Genomic DNA, 17,211 nt, shown 5'->3' on the forward strand with positions numbered 1-17,211 from the left:
AGGCTGCGTCACCTGTTCCTCCGGCGTTTGGTCTGGGACATGCGCCGTGCCCGCGCGCGTTCCTGCGCGGTGCGTACGGCATCGGAGGGGCCGGACCGTGCGGGGCCGCCCCGCAGGTCGCCGACGATCAGGTCCGCGATCTCGGCGAGGCCGACGCCCTGCAGCAGCCGGGCGACCGGCAGGGAGACGCCGAAGTCCTCCAGCACGGCGTTCTTGGTCCGGACGGCCATCAGGGAGTCGAGGCCCATCAGGGTCAGGGGCCGGGTGGCGCTCAGGTCGGCGGCACGGTAGCCGAGGATCCGCGCGACGCGGGTGCGCAGCCGGCCGGAGACCGCCTCACCCATCGGCTCGGGCGGCAGGGTGCGTATCGCGTCCGGCCCCATCCAGTCGTCGTGTTCTCCCGCGCCCTCGACCGATTCGACGATCCTCGCGAAGAAGGAGGAGCGGGTGGTCTCCGGTACGGTCCGGGCGAGGGCCGCGGCGTCGAGGCGGAGCGCACCGGCCGTGCCCGACCGGCGGCCGGCCAGTTCCGCGAAGACGGCCATACCCTCCGCCGGCGGCATCATCGGGAAGGCGTCGTGGGTGAGGTCGCGGGCCCGGCCGATGTCGGCCCAGCCGCCCCAGTTGATGCTGAGGGCGGGCATGCCGCGGGCGGTGCGCCACTCGGCGAGGGCGTCCACAAAGGCGTTGGCAGCCGCGTAACTGACTTGGCCCGCACCGCCGATGAGCGACGCGATGGACGAGTGGCAGACCCACCAGTCCAGGTCGCACTCCGCGGTGGCCGTGTGCAGCCGCCAGGCGCCGAGGGCCTTCGGCCGCCACACCCGGTTCAGGCGTTCGGCGTCGAGGCCGGTCACCACGCAGTCGTCCAGGACCATGGCCGAGTGCACGACGCCCCGCAGCGCGCAGCCGTCGTCGGCGGCCTCCGTCACCAGCCGTTCTGCTGTCCCGGGCGCGGCGATGTCACCGCGGACGACCCGCACGTCGGCGCCCCTGCCCCGCATCTCGGCGATGGCCTCCTCCGCTTCCGCGCCAGGCCGCGACCGGGCGTTGAGCACCACACGGCCGGCTCCCTGGGCGACCAGCCAGCGGGCGGTGTGCAGACCCACGCCGGTGAGACCGCCGGTGACGATGTAGCCGCCGTCCGCGCGCACGACGGGACGCGTGCGGTCCTCGTCTGCGGTGCTTGCATCGCTCCGGCGCAGCCGGGCGACGTGGCGAGTGCCACCGCGCCAGGCGACCTCGTCGTCGGAGCCCGCGGCGAGTTCGGCCGCCAGGGGGGCGAGGCCGTCGTCCGCGGGGTCGAGGTCGACGAGGGTGGTGCGCAGGGCGGGGTGCTCCAGGACGAGGGTCCGGGCCAGGCCGCGGACGCCCGCCTGGGTGAGGTCCGGTGCCTCGTCGGTGGCCAGTGAGCGTGCTCCGCGGGTGACGAGCCACAGCTTCGGGTGCCCGGCGCGGGCGGCGGGCGGCGCCGATGTCAGGAGGGCGGCGACGCGGGTGGCGGCCAGCACCCGTGCTTCGGCGGCCAGCGCCTCCGTGTCGTCGTCGGCCGGAGCGGTCGCCGCGGGGTCTCCGGAGGTGTCCGCCGGGGTCGGGCGACCGGAATCCAGGAGCAGCACCACGTCTTCGGTGTCTTCGGTGTCCTCTGTGACGGCGCGCAGGAGTGCCTGCTCATCGGCTGGGTCGGCGATCGTGCAGTGCCGTCCCGCCTCTTGGAGGGTTTTGGCTGCCGCGTCGGCCCGTCCGGGTGCGCCGAGCAGCAGAACGCCGGGGAGGTCTCCGCCTTCGGGGGCGGACAACGGTACCTCCTCCCAGATGAGGTCGAACAGCCGTCCCCGCGTCGTGACCGGCAGCTCTGTCTGCCGCACCTCGCGCAGGAAGATGCCGCGCGCCGCGACCACCACGCGGCCGTCCTCGGCGAGCAGTTCGACGTCGGCGAGCAGGTCGCTGCCCTGGTCCGCGGAGGCGGGCCGCAGCCGGGCGTGGGCGAGGACCGCGTCGTCGGGGTCGCCGTACAGCCGCAGGCTGCCCAGACCGGCCGGGAGGTAGGTCTGGGAGCGGTCCAGCAGCGCCGCCGCTATCAGGTGGAACCAGCCGTCGAGCAGGGCCGGATGCGTGTGCAGCAGCGGATGCGCCGACGCCTCCTCGGGCCGAGTGAGCCGGGAGACCACCGAGAACTCGGACCCGGCCGTGGTCTGTGCCCCGGAGTCCAGCAGGAGTTCGGCCGTGCCCCGGAAGGCGGGGCCGTGGTACTGCCCGGAGGCCCGCATCCGGCGGTAGAGCTCCGCGGCGGGACGACGCTCGGCGTGCCGCGCCAGCAGTGCGGACACATCGCGGACGGCGGGGGTTTCGCCCGGGCCGGATTCGCCCGGGCCGGATTCGGCGGGGACGGTCTTGACGGCGAGCAGCCGGGCCCGTGCCGTGGCATGGATCTTCCGGCCGTCCGGGCCGTCGTCCGGCGATGTCACCTCTACGACCGTCTGCTGAGGGTCTGTCAGTCGCAGGGTCACCGTGACGGTGGCGGGGTCGGTGAGCTGCAGCAGCGTCTGGTAGTCGATGTCCTCCAGCACGATGTGTTGCGGGGGCGCGTCGAACGCCGTGGCCGCTGCCGCCAGCGCCATCTCGCAGTAGGCGGTGCCCGGCAGTACCGGAACATCGTTGACCCGGTGCTCGGCGAGCCATCCCAGGGTGTCGGTGTCCAGCCGGGTCTGCCACAGATGGCTCTGCGACGGGCCGGGCGGCTCTATGTGGACGCCCAGCAGGGGGTGCCGGTCAACCGTGCCCGCGGCAGGTCGGGTTCCATCGGCCCGGAGCCAGTAACGCCGGCGCTCCCACGCGGTGGTGGGGATATCCAGCAGCTTCCCGTGCCCGGGCGCCGGAAGCCGCACCGGTGCCCCCAGGCAGTGCAGCAGGCCCAGGTGGGTCAGGAAGGTGAGGGGTTCCGGCTCGTCACGGCGCAGCGAGGGCACGACCCGGACGTCGTTCACACCGGCGGCAGCCGCGCTGGCGACGATCTGCGGCTCGGACGTCGGGTGCGGCGACACCTCGACGAACAGCCGGTGGCCGTCGGCCACGGCTGCCGCGACGGCGTCCGCGAAGCGCACGGGACGGCGCAGGTTGGCGGCCCAGTACTCGGTGTCGAGCCGCACCTCGGCGCGGGGGTTCTCGGTGACGGTGGAGTAGAAGGTGATGGCCGGGGACTTCGGGTGCAGCTCGCCCAGCGACGAGCGCAGTTCCGGCAGCAGCGCGTCCATGCGCGGAGAGTGGGAGGCGAAGGTGACTCCCTTGATCCTGCGGGCGAGGAGTCCCTCCTCCTCCCATGCGGCCACCAGCCGGTCGACGGTCGCCGCGGCTCCGGACACGACCGTGCTCTGCGGCCCGGCCAGAACTGCCACGGACACGTCGTCGTATCGGGCCAGCCGTTCTGCGGCCTGCTCGGCGGGCAGTTCGACCAGTGCCATGGCGCCCTTGCCAGCGGGGCTGGTCGCCGCCAGATGGGAGCGCCTGCATATCACCCGTACGGCATCGGGCAGCGGGAGCGCGCCCGCGACCACGGCGGCGGCGATCTCCCCCATGGAGTGACCGATGACGGCCGCGGGTTCCAGCCCGTGCGCCCGCCAGGTGCGGGCCAGGGCGACCTGGACGGTGAAGATCATCGGCTGGGCGCGGGCGAGGTCGGCGTCGGGATCGGCCCCCTCGGCCAGCAGTTGACGGACGGAGAACCCGGCCTCGTGCCGCACGAGCGGGTCGATCTCCTCGACCGCCGCGGCGAACGCCGGGTCCTGCGCGAGCAGTTGCCGGCCCATGCCCGCCCACTGGCCGCCCTGTCCCGGGAAGACCCACACGGTGCCCCGGCGTGCCGCCGGATGGGGCGACCCGGCCGCCAGACCGGGCGTCTGTTCTCCGGTGAGGTGGGTGCGGAGCCGCTCGGCGAGATCGGCCGCCTTATCCGATGCGCCGAGCACGCAGACAACGCGCTCCTCCAGCGCGGACCGTCGGCCGAGGGTGTGGGCGAGGTCGGTCGCGTTCGCTTCGGCACCGGGGCCCTCGAGCCACTTCAGAAGGCGTTCGGCGGTGGCGCGCAAGGCGGTCGGCGAGCCCGCGGAGAGCGGGAGCGCGTACGTTGGCTGCTGGTGCGCGTACGTCGCCTGCTGGTCCGGCGGCGGAGCGCTCACGGTGTCCGGAGGGCTGTCCGGGGGGCTGGAGAGGACCAGGTGGGCGTTGGTGCCGCCCATGCCGAACGCCGACACGGCCGCGTACCGCTGCGCACCGCCGACGGGCCAGTCCATCGCCCGCCGGGGGACGACGAGCCGGGTGCCGTCGAGCTCGATGTTCGGGTTGAGGCGGGTGAAGTGCAGATTCGGCGGCACCACTCCCGCGCGCACCGCGAGGGCGGCCTTGATGAGGCCGGCCACGCCCGCGGCCTCCTCGCAGTGGCCGACGTTGGTCTTCACCGCGCCGAGCGCGCACTGCCCCAGCTCTCCGCGTCCGTAGACGGCGGACAGCGCCTCCACCTCGATGGGGTCTCCCAGGACCGTCCCGGTGCCGTGCGTCTCGACCAGGCCGATCCTGTCGGCGGTGACTCCCGCACGGCGCAACGCCTCGGCGAGCACGTCGCGCTGGGCCGCGACGGACGGTGCGGTGAGGCTGGTGGAGCGCCCGTCCTGGTTGACCGCGCTGCCCCGGATCACCGCCAGGACACGGTCGCCGTCGCGCCGGGCGTCGGACAGGCGCTTGAGCACCACCACGCCGCAGCCCTCCGCGCGGACGATCCCGCTCGCCGCCGCGTCGAACGTCTTGCACCTGCCGTCGTCGTCGGCGAGGCCGCCCGTGCGCAGGCCGAAGCTGGTGAGCACCGAGCTGATGACGTGGACGCCTCCGGCCAGTGCCAGGTCGCTGTCACCGCCTCGAAGGCTCTGGCAGGCGAGGTGGACGGCGACCAGCGAGGAGGAGCAGGCGGTGTCCACGGCCACGGAGGGTCCGTGCAGGTCCAGCAGATACGAGAGGCGGCCGACGGCGGTGCTGTGGATGGCGCCGGTGATGGTGTGCAGGTCGTCGCGGGTCACCGGGTCGTGCAGCCGCTCGACGATGTAGTCGGGGGCGCCGATGCCGACGTAGACGCCGCTGCGGCTGCCCGCCAGGCTCCGCGGCGGCTGCCCGGCGTGCTCCAGCGCCTCCCAGGCGACTTCGAGCAGGACCCGCTGCTGCGGGTCCATGCCGACCGCCTCGCTCGGGGAGATGCCGAAGAACGCCGCGTCGAACCCGTCGGCGTCGTCGATGAACCCGCCGCTGCGGATGGGGTTGCGGCTCTCGGGAGCGTCCGGCGGGCATCCTTCGGCCAGTCCGTTGACGTGGCCGCCCCAGCGTTCGGCGGGGAATGGGCCGATCGCGTCGCGGCCCTCGGTGAGCAGCTCCCAGAAGTCCGCGGGGGACGCGACGCCTCCGGGGTAGCGGCATCCGATGCCGATCAGGGCGATCGGCTCGTCCGCCTGCGGGCCGTCGGACGTGGCGCCGTCGGACGTGATGTCGTCGGACGTCGTCTCGTCGGACGTCTTGTCGTCGGCCGTGGTGCCGTCCACTGCGGCGAGCTGCCGGGCGAGGGCGGCGCGGGCCTGCGGTGACAGTTGTTCGACGAGTGCGGACAGGTCGTTCATCGGCGGGGCTCCTCCGGTGTGCCGTCTGCTGCGCCGTCGCCGGCCGCCAGCAGGATCCGCGTGAGCAGTTCCGCGTCCCCGTCGGCGAGTGCCGGGAGGGCGGCTTCCGCCGGCCGCTGGGCGGGCGGGTCGAGTGTGAGTCCCAGGCGTTCGGCGAGGTTGTCGGCAAGTGCCGCGAGGGTGCGGTGGGCCCACACCAGCGTGGCGGGCAGGGTGATGCCGAGCACGGTCTCCAGCCGGTGGCGCAGTTCGAGCGCGCCGAGGGAGTCGATGCCGAACGTGCTGAGCGGTGCCCCCGGGTCGATCGGGGCCTGGCCGAGCCGCAGGACGGCGCGCAGTTGGTCGCTCACCGCGTTCTCCAGCAGCTCCCGGCGGGCGGGGCCGGGCCGGGCGGCGGCCAGCAGGGAAGGCAGCTCGGGCAGGCCGCCGGGGGCGGCGGTGCCACCTGCCGCGTACCTCTCGTACAGCGGTGAGGAGGCCGCACCGGGGAAGGCGGCGAACCATTCACCGGGGTCGAAGTCGAGCACGCCGGTGAGGGTGCGGTCTTGGGTGATCAGCGTTTCCAGTGCGGCGAAGCCGGTACCGGACGAGATCATCCGGTACCCGCGGTCGACCAGTTGCTGCCCGCCGCCGACCGACTCCCACGGGCCCCAGTTCACACTGAGGGCGGGCAGTCCACGGCTCCGGCGCCACTGGGCGAGCCCGTCGAGGTAGGCGCAGGCGGTGGCGTAGTTGGCCTGGCCTGCAGCGCCCAGGAGGGCGGCGGTGGAGGAGTAGCCGATCCACCAGTCGAGGTCCGCGTGCTCGGTGGCGGTGTGCAGCCGCCAGGCACCCACGGCCTTGGGCCACCATGCACGGTGCAGCCGATCGCGGTCCTGCTGGAGCACGGCGGCGTCGTCCAGGGCGGCCGCGGAGTGGATCACGCCCCGCAGCGGCCGGCCGTCCGAGGTCGCGGCCTCGACGAGGCGTTCGGCCGTGCCCGGTGCCGCCACGTCGCCGAGCACCACGTCGACCCGGGTGCCGAGTTCCCGTATCTCCTGGATGACGTTCCGGGCGTACGGGGAGGCCTGGCCGCGTCCGTTGAGCACGAGGGTGCCCGCTCCCCGCCCGGCCAGCCACCGGGCGGTCTCCAGGCCGATGCCGGTCAGGCCGCCGCTGATGACGTAGGCGCCGTCCCGGCGGGCGACCGGTACCGCGCCCGGACGTACGACGGCCCGGGCGGGGGGCTCACCGTCGAGGGTGATGACGAGCTTGCCGATGTGCCGGGCCGCGGCCATCGTCCGGAACGCGTCCGTGGCGCGCTCCAGCGGGAACTCGGTGTGCGGCAGCCGGTCGAGCCGCCCCTCGGCGACATCCGTCACGGTGCTGCGCAGGATGCGGCCGACCAGCGCCGGACGGGTGCGGGTGAGCAGGTCGAAGTCGACGGCGGTCAGCGTCAGTCCGCGGGCGAAGGGCAGCAGCCCGAGACGCAGGTCGTCGTGGATGTCGCGCTTGCCCAGTTCGACGAAACGCCCGCCGGGGGCGAGCGCTTCAAGGCCTCGCTGGATCGCAGCTCCGGGCAGGGAGTTGAGCACCACGTCGACGCCGGAACCCCCGGTGGCGGTGCGCAGTTGCGCCGCCCAGTCCAGGCTGCGGGAGTCCATCACGTGCTCCACGCCGAGGTCGCGCAGGACCTGCCGTTTGGCCTCGCTGCCCGCCGTGGCGTACACCGTCGCGCCACGCGCCCGGGCGATGGCCACGGCGGCGAGGCCGACGCCTCCGGAGGCGGCGTGGATGAGGACCCGCTCGCCGGGTTCCAGCCGACCGGCCTCCATCAGGCCGTACCAGGCGGTGCCGTACGCGGTGGGCAGGGCCGCCGCGACGGCGGCGGGCAGGTTCCCGGGGAGCGGCACGACCAGTTCCCGGCGCGTGACGGCGTGGGAGGCGAAGCTGTGGAAGGCGATGGCCACCACCCGGTCGCCGACGGCGAGCCCCTCGACGCCGGGCCCGACGGCGGAGACCACTCCGGCGCACTCACCGCCCAGGTGCAGTTCCCGCCGGTCGTCCTCGGGCAGCCGGTACCAGCCCATGGCCTTGAGCACGTCGCTGAAGTTGAGGCCCGCGGCCTCGACCCGGATCTCGACCTCCCCTTCGCCGGGCGCGACGCGTTCACGCAGTACGGGGCGCACGGCGTCCAGGTCCCCCGGCTCCGTGCTCTCCAGGCGGAAGGCCGCCCGTTCGCCGCCCGGCCTGCGCAGGGGCCGTGCGAGTGCCTGCGGCGCCGGTGTCAGGCGCGCCACGAGGCGGGTGCCGTCACGGTGGGCGACCTCCTCCTCGGGGGTGTCGGCGGTCAGTTCAGCGATCAGGTCCTCGGCGGCCCGGGACGCCGGTGCGGTGCCGATGTCGACCAGTCCGGCCCGCAGCTCGGGGTGCTCCCATCGGAGGGTCCGGAGCAGGCCGAGCAGCGCCGTCTGCTCCGGGGTGACGGTGCCGCCGTCGCCGAGCGGCAGAGCGCCGCGTACGGCGACCCACAGCCGCGGGGCACCGCCGGGGCGGTCCGCGGTCGCCAGCACCCCGGCCAGGACGGTCAGCCGTGCCGCGCGGGCCTCGGCCAGCTCCAGGGCGGCTTCGGGGTCGCGGTCCCGCAGTGCCGCGTCCTCTTCCGCGAGGGGCAGCAGGAGTACGGCGCCGCGCAGGTCCGGGTCCGCCGCGGCGGCCCGGATCTCCTCCGGGGCCGTGGCGGTCGCCGTCGTCGCCGTCCTCACCGTCCGGCAGGAGTGCTCACCGAGGCGGGTGCGCACTTCATCGGCTAGTGGGTCGTCGGCGGACTCGGTGAGCAGGAGCCAGGTGCCGTTGCCGGTGGCGGAGAGGGTGGGGACGGGCAACGGGCTGGGCTGCCAGGCGGGTTCGTGGAGGAGACGTGTGTGGTCGGCCCCGCCGTTCTCAGCGGTGCGCAGCCATACGAGCCTGATGTCCCGTGCCTCCACGACCGCGGCGCCGGATGCGTCGAGCAGTTCCACGCGGCCGACCAGGGCGGTGTTGTGTGCGGCGTCCGGACCGGGGCGGCCGACCAGGGCGGTGTCGTGCGCGCCGTCCGCATCCGGACGGCCGACCCGGGCGGTGTGTTGCGCGCCGTCCGCAGCCAGCGGCGCCACCTCCGCGCGGCACAGCACTCCGGTGCCGGGGTCGCCCCACACGCGCAGCGAGCCGACCCCGACCGGCAGCAGCACGCCGCCGGTGTCGGCGTCGTCGCGCGCCACCGCGGCAGCCGCGGCCGGTACGGCGCCCAGCACCTGCATGGCGGAGTCCAGCAGTGCGGGGTGGACGTGCAGCCCGCGTGCCCCGACGCGGGTGCGCTCGGCGAGGGCGAGAGTCGCCAGCGCGCTGTCCTGGTCGGCCGCGGAGACGGCCACCTCGGTCACTCCGGCGAACGCCAGGCCGTGGTGCTGCCCGGCCTCCCTGAGGCGGGAGTACAGCTCGGCGGCGTCGCGGCGGAGCGAGTAGCGCGCGGTGAGGGCGGCGGGGTCGTGACGGGGCCGCTCGCCCTCGACGCCTCGCTGCACACGGGCACGGGCATGGCGTGTCCACTCCCCGGCCGCGTCCCGGGTCATGATCTCGACCAGGCCACTGCCGGACGTCTCCTCGGTGAGCACGGTGACGACTTCAACGGGTTCTGCAGATTCGGCGGGTTCGGCGGCTTCCGCGGGTTCGGCGAGCGTGAGCAGGCGGAGGTACTCGATGTCGCGCAGGATCACGTCCGCCGGGTCGGCCCCGAAGGCTTCCGCGGCAGCGGCGAGTGCCATCTCGCAGTAGGCGGTGCCGGGCATGACCGGGGTGTCCTCGGACCGGTGGTCGGCCAGCCAGGGCAGCCGGCCGATGTCCAGCCGGGCGCGCCAGGCGTGCTGGAGGGGAGGTCCGGGGAGGTGGACCCCGGTGCCGAGCAGAGGGTGCTCTCCCGCTTGCAGGGGCCGCCCGCCGCCGACGGAGGTGTACCAATGGCTTCCGTGCTGCCAGGGGTTGGCCGGGAGCGTGATCAGGCTGCCGCGCGGGTGGAGCCTGCCCCAGCCGACGGGTACGCCGTGGGCGTGCAGGTCGCCAAGGGCGCCGAGCAGGGTCTCGCGCTCCGGCTTGTCACGTCGCAGGGAGCCGCTCACATGAACGTCCGCCAGACCGGCGGCGGTCACGATCTCGCTGACGGACTGGGTCACGATCGGATGCGGCGAGACCTCCAGGAAGAGCCGGTGGTCGTCCTCCGCCGCGGCGGCCACGGCGTCCGTGAAGCGCACCGGGTTGCGGGCGTTGGACGCCCAGTACTCGGCGTCGAAGGCCGGGGACTTGCGCGGATCGTCGAGCGCCGTGCCGTAGACCGGGATGTCCGGCTCGCGGGGCACAATGTCGGCCAGCGCGTCCGTGATCAGCGGCATGACCGGGTCGACCTGGGGGCTGTGGCCCGCGCCGCTCGCGCCCTTGACGCGGCGTGCCATCAGGCCCTGCCCTTCCAGGTCCGCGACCAGCGTGTCCAGGGCCGCCTCGGGTCCGGCGACCACCGTGGACCGCGGTGAGGCGTGCACCGCCACGGTGATCCCGGGGTGCCGGGCCAGGTGCCCGGCCACTTCGTCGGCGGGCAGTTCGACCAGGGCCATGCCGCCCTTGCCGACCAGGTGTTCCGCCAGCAGCCGGGAGCGTCGGCACATGACGCGGGCGCCGTCCGCCGGGCTGAGCGCCCCGGCGGTCACGGCCGCCGCCACCTCGCCCATCGAGTGGCCCAGGACCGCTGCGGGGCGCAGCCCGTAGGAGCGCCAGACGGCGGCCAGGCCGGCCTGGAGTGCGTAGATGACCGGCTGGCTCCGGGTCACATCGCCGAAGTCGCCCGACCGCAGTGCCTCGTGGAGGCTGAAGCCGCCCTCGGCCGCCATCACGGGTTCCAGCAGGTCGATCGTCTCCGCGAAGGCGGGCTCCTCGGCGAGCAGTTCACGTCCCATGCCCGCCCACTGCGAGCCGAAGCCGGAGAAGACCCACAGGGCGTCGGTGTCGCCGCGGGTGCGACCGGAGAAGGTGTGGGGGGAGGGCGCGTTCCCGGCGTGGGCCCGCAGTCCGGCGGTGAGTTCGGAGCGGTTGCGGGCGAGCACCACCAGGCGTTCCGGCAGCGGGGTGCGGTGCTGGGCGAGGGTGTGGCCGATGTCGTCGAGCGTGGCGTCCCGGCCGTCTCGGGTCTCCAGCCAGTCGGCGAGTCGCTCCGCCGCCCGGGACAATGCCTGGGGGCCGGCCGCGTACACCGGGTACGGGCGGGGTCCGGTGTACGGGCCACTGGCGCCGGTGTACGGGCCACTGGCGCCGGTGTGCGGGCCGCTGTCCCCGGGGTCCGTGCCCGGCACCTGCGCCGCCCGGCCGCCGTCCACGACGCCCGCCTGAGCCTGGGGCTCCGGTTGTCCGTACGCCTCCAGCACCACATGGGCGTTGGTGCCGCTCACGCCGAAGGCGCTGACACCGGCGCGGGCGAGCCGGTCGGTGTGCGGCCAGTCGGCTCCGTCGGCCGGGATCACGAGCTGCGCGGCCCGTCGGCTGATGCGGGGCGTCATCTCCCGGAAGTGCAGGTGGGGAGGGATCCGGTCATGGTGCAGAGCGAGCACCGTCTTGATCAGTCCGGCGACTCCGGCAGCGGCCTCGACGTGCCCGATGTTGGTCTTGGCCGAGCCGACCAGCAGCGGAGCACAAGCGTCCCGGTCGCCGAACACGGCTGCCAGGGCCTCCAGTTCGATGGGGTCGCCGAGCGCCGTTCCGGTGCCGTGTGCCTCGACGTAGTCGATGTCCTCGGGGGTGAGCCCGCAGTGGTCGAGCGCGCTGCGGATGACGGCTTCCTGAGCGAGCCCGTTGGGTGCGGTGAAGTTGGTGCTCGCACCGTCCTGGTTGACCGCGGTGCCGCGGATCACGGCCAGGACGCGGTCGCCGTCCCGGCGGGCGTCAGCGAGCCGCTTGAGCACCACCACGCCGCAGCCCTCGCCGCGGCCGAGCCCGTCCGCGGACGCGTCGAAGGCCTTGCAGCGGCCGTCGGGCGCGAGCGCTCCCCAGCGGCTCATGGAGATGCTGGTCTCCGGCATGAGCATGAGGTTGGTGCCGGCGGCCAGCGCGAGGGCGCTCTCGCCGGTGCGCAGGCTCTGGCAGGCCAGATGCACGGTGACCAGGGACGACGCGCATGCCGCGTCGACGGCGACGCTCGGTCCGGTGAAGCCGAAGAAGTAGGAGACACGGCCCGACGCGTAGTTGGGCAGACAACTCGTGACGGTGTAGCCGTCCACGTCCTCGGGGCCGAGGTGCCGCAGTTGCCGTACGGCGTACTCGTGCAGCGTGACTCCGGTGAACATGCCGGTCCTGCTGCCGCGCAGATCGTCCGCGCGCAGCCCGGCATGTTCCAGTGCCTCCCAGGCCACTTCGAGCAGCAGCCGCTGCTGCGGGTCCATGGCGGCCGCCTCGCGCGGGGCGATGCCGAAGAAGGCGGCGTCGAACTGGTCCGGTTTCCAGTGGGTGAGGAACCCGGCGGCCCGGGCGCGGATGGTTCCCGGGACGTCCGGGTCGTCGCCGAGGAACTGCTCGTGGTCCCACCGGTCGCCCGGTACGTCGACCACGGCGTCGCGTCCCTCCGCGAGCAGCCGCCAGTAGGCGTCCGCTCCGTCGACGCCGCCGGGCAGACGGCAGCCGATTCCGACGACGGCGATGGGCTCCTGGTGAGCGCCCTCGGCCGCCTTCAGCCGCTCCTCCAGGCGCTCGATGGTCTCCATGGCCTCGATCAGCACGCCACGGCGGTCATCGTGAGGGATGGTCATGAAAGAGACCTCAGCTTCTGCGTCAGGCGTTGTACGAGTTCGTCCTCGGACAGGTCGGCGGCGCTGCCCGGCGGTGCGGCAGGTGGGGATCCTGGTTCCCGTCCCGGCGGGCCGTCGTCCGCGGTCACCAGCAGGGGCAGCAGGTGATCCGTCAGGCTCTCGACGGTGGGGTGGTTGAACACGGCGGCCGGTGGGAGTTCGCAGGCGAGTTCGGCGGCGAGCCGCTGCTGGGCCTGGACGCTCATCAAGGAGTCCATGCCGATCTGGAAGAACCGCTCCCCGAGGGGCAGTTCGCGCGGATCGGCGAACCCCATTACGGCGGCTACAGTGGCGCGCACATGGTCGCGCAGCAGCAGACGGCGCCGGGCGGGGGGTGCCGCCGCCACACGGGCTCGCGTCTCGCCTGCCGGCCGACGGCCGGGGTCGTTTCTCTTCGCCGGTTCGTGGCTCTGCACCGGCTCGTGACCATTCACCAGTCCGTCGCTCTGCACCAGTCCGTCGCTCTGCACCAGTCCGTGGCTCTGGACCAGTTCGTCGACCAGCGGCAGGGCGGTCCTGGACCGGTAGGCAGCGGCCAGTTGCGGCCAGTCGGCCGCGACGACCACCCGCTGCGTGGTGTCGTCGGCCAGGACGTGGTCCAGCACCTGTACGGCCGCCTCGTCGTCGAGGCCCCGCATGCCGGAGTCCTTCATCAGACCGCCGTACGACGCCGCGGCCGTCCATGAGCCCCAGGCACCCCAGTTGATCACATGGGCGGGCAGGCCCTGGGCTCGGCGGGCGTGCGCGAAGGCGTCCTGGAATCGGTTGGCGGCGGCGTAGTGGACGAGGCCGCGGGAGCCGAGGAGTGCGGTGGTCGAGGAGAAGAGCACGAAGTGGCGCACGGGATGAGCCAGGCTCAGTCTGTGCAGCAGTGCTGTCCCGTCCACCTTGGGCCGGAGCATGTCCGTCACGTCCTGATCATTCAGTTCGGCGATGTCGGTGTAGCCGCCGGACAGCGCGGCGTTGAAGACACCGTGGAGCTCGGGCAGTTCGGCGCCGAAGCGGGCGAACAGCCGTTCCATGGCGTACGTGTCCGCGACATCCGCCGCCACCGCCGTCACCTCGGCTCCGGCGGCGCCGAGCCGTGCAACGAGGTCGGTGGACGGTCCGTGCCTCGATACCAGCACCAGGTGCCGGGCTCCCAGGGCCACCAGCCGGTCCGCGAGGCGCGGCCCGAGCAGGCCGCTGGCGCCTATCAGCAGGTGGCTGCCTTCCGGGGCCAGCCGGACCGTGTCTTGCGGCAGCACGTCAGGAGCGAGGCGCAGCACATGCCGGTCCGCCCCGCGGTAGGCCACCTGTGGTTCGTGGCCCGGCTGTCCGGGCCTGGCACCGACCAGTTCTGCGGCCAACTGCCCGGCCGCCGCCTCGGGTTCCGTGCCGTCCACGTCGACGGCGCCGCCCCAGGTACCCGGGAATTCCAGGGCGAGACTTGAGCCGAGGCCCCACAGAGCGGCTCCGCCGGGGTGCACCTCGGGGTGTCCGTCGACGGCCTGGGCACGTCGGGTGGCGATGTGCAGACGCGTCCGCGGGTGTCGCTCGGCCAGTACACGGGCGAGGTGCAGCAGGCCGCGGACCTCGCGGTGGATCGCTTCCGGTCCGGCGTCCAAGCCCTGTGGCAGAGCGAGACCGCCGAGATGGACCACGCGGTCGGCATCCATGAGCAGCTCCGCCGCCCGGCCGCCGTCGGCCACGTCCGCGAGGGTGTCACCCACCTCCGCGAGGGTGCAGTGTGCGCCCGCCGTCTCCAGACTCCGGGCCAGGGCACCGGCCGTACCGGTGGCGTCGTCGCCGAGCAACAGCCACCGCTCGCCGGACGCAATGCGTTCCTCGGCACGGCCGGTCAGGGACCGCTGCCGCCAGACCAGGCGGTGTATCCACTCCTCGGGCACCGACGGCTGGTCCGTGTCCGTCCGCGATGCGGGTATGGGTGAGGGTGCGTTGTGGTGTGGTCGGCCGTGATGGCGGTGCTGCCAGGAGTACGTAGGCAGGTCCACGAGTGCGCCGTCGGGCACGAGGGCGCGCAGGTCCACGGGTGCCCCGGCGCAGTAGGCCGCGGCCAGCGCGTGCCGCAGTGCCGTGGCGGCGGATTCGCCGCGGCGCTGCACCGCGACCGCGGTGACGGGAGTGAGGCCGTGCTCTTCGGCGACGCGCGAGACGGACCGGGTCACCACGCCGTGCGGGGCGATCTCGAGGAAAACGCGGTGACCGTCGTCCAGCGCGGCGTCGACCGCGCCGGAGAAGCGGACCGTGGCGCGCAGGTTGTCCGCCCAGTAGCCGGCGTCGTACGCGGGCACCCGGCGGGGGTCGTCGTGCACCGTGCCGTACACGGGGATCCGCGGCTTGTCCGGTACGAGACCGGCGACGTCGGCGGCCAGCCGCACCGCGAGGTCAGCCATCTGCCCGCTGTGGAAGGCGACGTCGGCGGCGACGCGCCGCACCGGGGTGCCGTCGCTCTCGCACGCCGCCACCACCGTATCCACCGCCTCGGGTGCTCCGGACAGGACGACGGAGCCGCCGGTCGGGTGGATCGCGATGTCCACCCCCATGCCCGTGAACCGCTTCCCCGCCTCGTCGGCGGGCAGTTCCACGGCCGCCATCGCCCCCTTGCCCGCGACCAGGGCCAGCAGCTTCGACCGGCGCAGCACCAGACGGGCGGCGTCGGTCCGGTTCAGGGCCCCGGCCGCGACGGCGGCGGCGATCTCACCCATGGAGTGCCCGATCACGGCCGCCGGTTCGGTACCGTACGAGCGCAGCACCTCGGCCAGGCCGACCTGCACGGCGTGGATGAGCGGCTGGATGCGGTCCGCTCCCGCCGACTCCATGTCGGCACCGGCGAGTTCGGCGCGCAGGGAGATGCCCGCTTCCTCGGCGTAGACCGGCTCGAGTTCGTCGACGACCGCGGCGAAGGCGGGTTCCCGCAGCAGTTCGCCGCCCATGCCCGTCCATTGGGACCCGTGCCCGGAGAACACCCACACGGCCCCGCCAGCGGCCCCCGGGGTCGCGGTGCCGCGCGCGGTGAACGCGGCGGCCTCGCCCCGGGCGGCGCTCCTGAGCCGGGCGACGACATCCGTGAGGTCCTCGCCGACGACGGCGATGCGGTGGCCTTCGTGCGAACGGCGGTGGGCGAGGGTGTGGGCCGTGTCGCGGAGATCGGCGGGCGCTGCCTCCAGGCGGTCCGCGAGCCTGCCCGCGTTCTCGCGGGCCGCCTGTGCGGTCGCGCCGGTCACCAGAAGCGTCTGTGGTCCGGCGGGGCCCGCGGGCCGGGGCGGGGCGGGCACGGGTGGCGGCTCCTCGACGATGGCGTGGGCGTTGGTGCCGCCCATGCCGAACGCGGATGCCGCGGCGAGCCTGGGGCCCTCGGTGACGGGCCAGTCGGTGACCTCGGTGGGCACGAAGAGCCGGGTGCCGGTCAGGTCGATCTTGGGATTGAGGCGCTCGAAATGGAGGTTGGGCGGCACCACGCCGTGGTGCACGGCCAGCACGGCCTTCATCAGGGCGGCCACCCCGGCAGCCGCCTCCGGATGCCCGAGGTTGGTCTTCACCGCCCCGAGCGCCATTCCGCCCTTGTCGCCCTTGCCGTAGACCGAGGCGATGGCCTCGACCTCGATGGGATCGCCCAGTTCGGTGCCGGTGCCGTGTGCCTCCACGAAGCCGACCGCGGACGGGTCGACGCCGGCGCGGGTCACGGTGTCGGCGAGCAGGTGCTGCTGAGCGGTGCCGGAGGGGGCGGTCAGGCCGTTGGACCTGCCGTCCTGGTTGACCCCGCTGCCGCGCAGTACCGCCAGGACGCGGTCGCCGTCGTCGAGGGCGTCGCCGAGCCGTTTCAGCAGCACCATGGCACAGCCTTCGGTGCGCACGATGCCGTTCGCCGAGGCGTCGAAGGTCTTGCAGCGTCCGTCGGGCGCGAGCAGGCCGTAGCGGTGCAGGGAGAGGCTGAGTCCGGGGCCCAGGATGAGGTTGGCCCCGCCGGCGAACGCCAGGTCGCTCTCCCTGAGGCGCAGGCTCTGGCAGGCGAGGTGCACGGCGGCGAGCGAGGAGGAGCAGGCGGTGTCCAGTGCCAGGCTCGGGCCGCGCAGGCCCAGCACGTACGACAGCCTCCCGGCGGCCACGCTGTGCAGCCCGCCGGTGATGGTATAGGCGTCGACTGATTCCTGGTCGGCGAGTCCCGCCTGGAGGTGCTCGTTGTAGTAGAGGCCGAGGAAGACGCCGGTACGGCTGCCGCCGAGGCCGCGCGCCGGGATGCCGGCGTGTTCCGCCGTCTCCCAGGCGACCTCCAGCAGGAGCCGTTGCTGCGGGTCCATGGCCGCCGCCTCGCGAGGCGAGATGGCGAAGAACTCGTTGTCCAGGCCCCATGGATCGTCCAGGAAGCCGCCGTGGCGCAGCACCGGCTCCGCCGTCGCGCCGGTGAGACCGGCCGGGTCCCAGCGGTCGGCCGGGACCTCGCCGACGGCGTCGCGCCCCTGAGTCAGCGTGGACCAGAACGCGTCGGGCGACGTGACGCCGCCGGGGAAGCGGCAGCCGAGGCCGACGACCGCGATCGGCTCCGCCGCCACGGTGCGGGCGGCCTGTGCCAGCCTGCCGGTCAGTTCCCCGCGTTTGTCCGGTGGCAGGGCAGCCAGCCGCCGACTGGTGCTCGTCATCCCTCTCCTCCCAGTGCGTGCGCCGCGTCCCGGTCCGTCGGGGCGGTGGCGGCTTCGAACTCGTCGAGCAGTGCGGTG

The 17,211-nt window shown here is 73.9% G+C and carries 3 protein-coding genes; all 3 read right to left on the reverse strand.

The genetic code is table 11. The annotated features are described in order from the left end of the window. Positions 1-8: 8 nt before the first annotated feature. The 3 genes from ACSYGN_RS02765 to ACSYGN_RS02775 are packed head-to-tail and all read right to left on the reverse strand — an operon-like array spanning position 9 to position 17,133. Positions 9-5,654, reverse strand: a complete 5,646-nt coding sequence (locus ACSYGN_RS02765) for a type I polyketide synthase (protein WP_460391418.1) — start codon at positions 5,652-5,654, stop codon at positions 9-11. Next, positions 5,651-12,454, reverse strand: a complete 6,804-nt coding sequence (locus tag ACSYGN_RS02770; protein ID WP_460391420.1) for an SDR family oxidoreductase — start codon at positions 12,452-12,454, stop codon at positions 5,651-5,653. Before ACSYGN_RS02770 ends, ACSYGN_RS02765 begins: the two co-directional genes overlap by 4 nt. Beyond that, a complete protein-coding gene (locus ACSYGN_RS02775; protein ID WP_460391422.1) occupies positions 12,451-17,133 on the reverse strand; it encodes a type I polyketide synthase in 4,683 nt (1,560 codons plus the stop codon). Before ACSYGN_RS02775 ends, ACSYGN_RS02770 begins: the two co-directional genes overlap by 4 nt. Between the last annotated feature and the right edge of the window lie 78 nt (positions 17,134-17,211).

This window comes from Streptomyces sp. YIM S03343 (assembly GCF_054729195.1).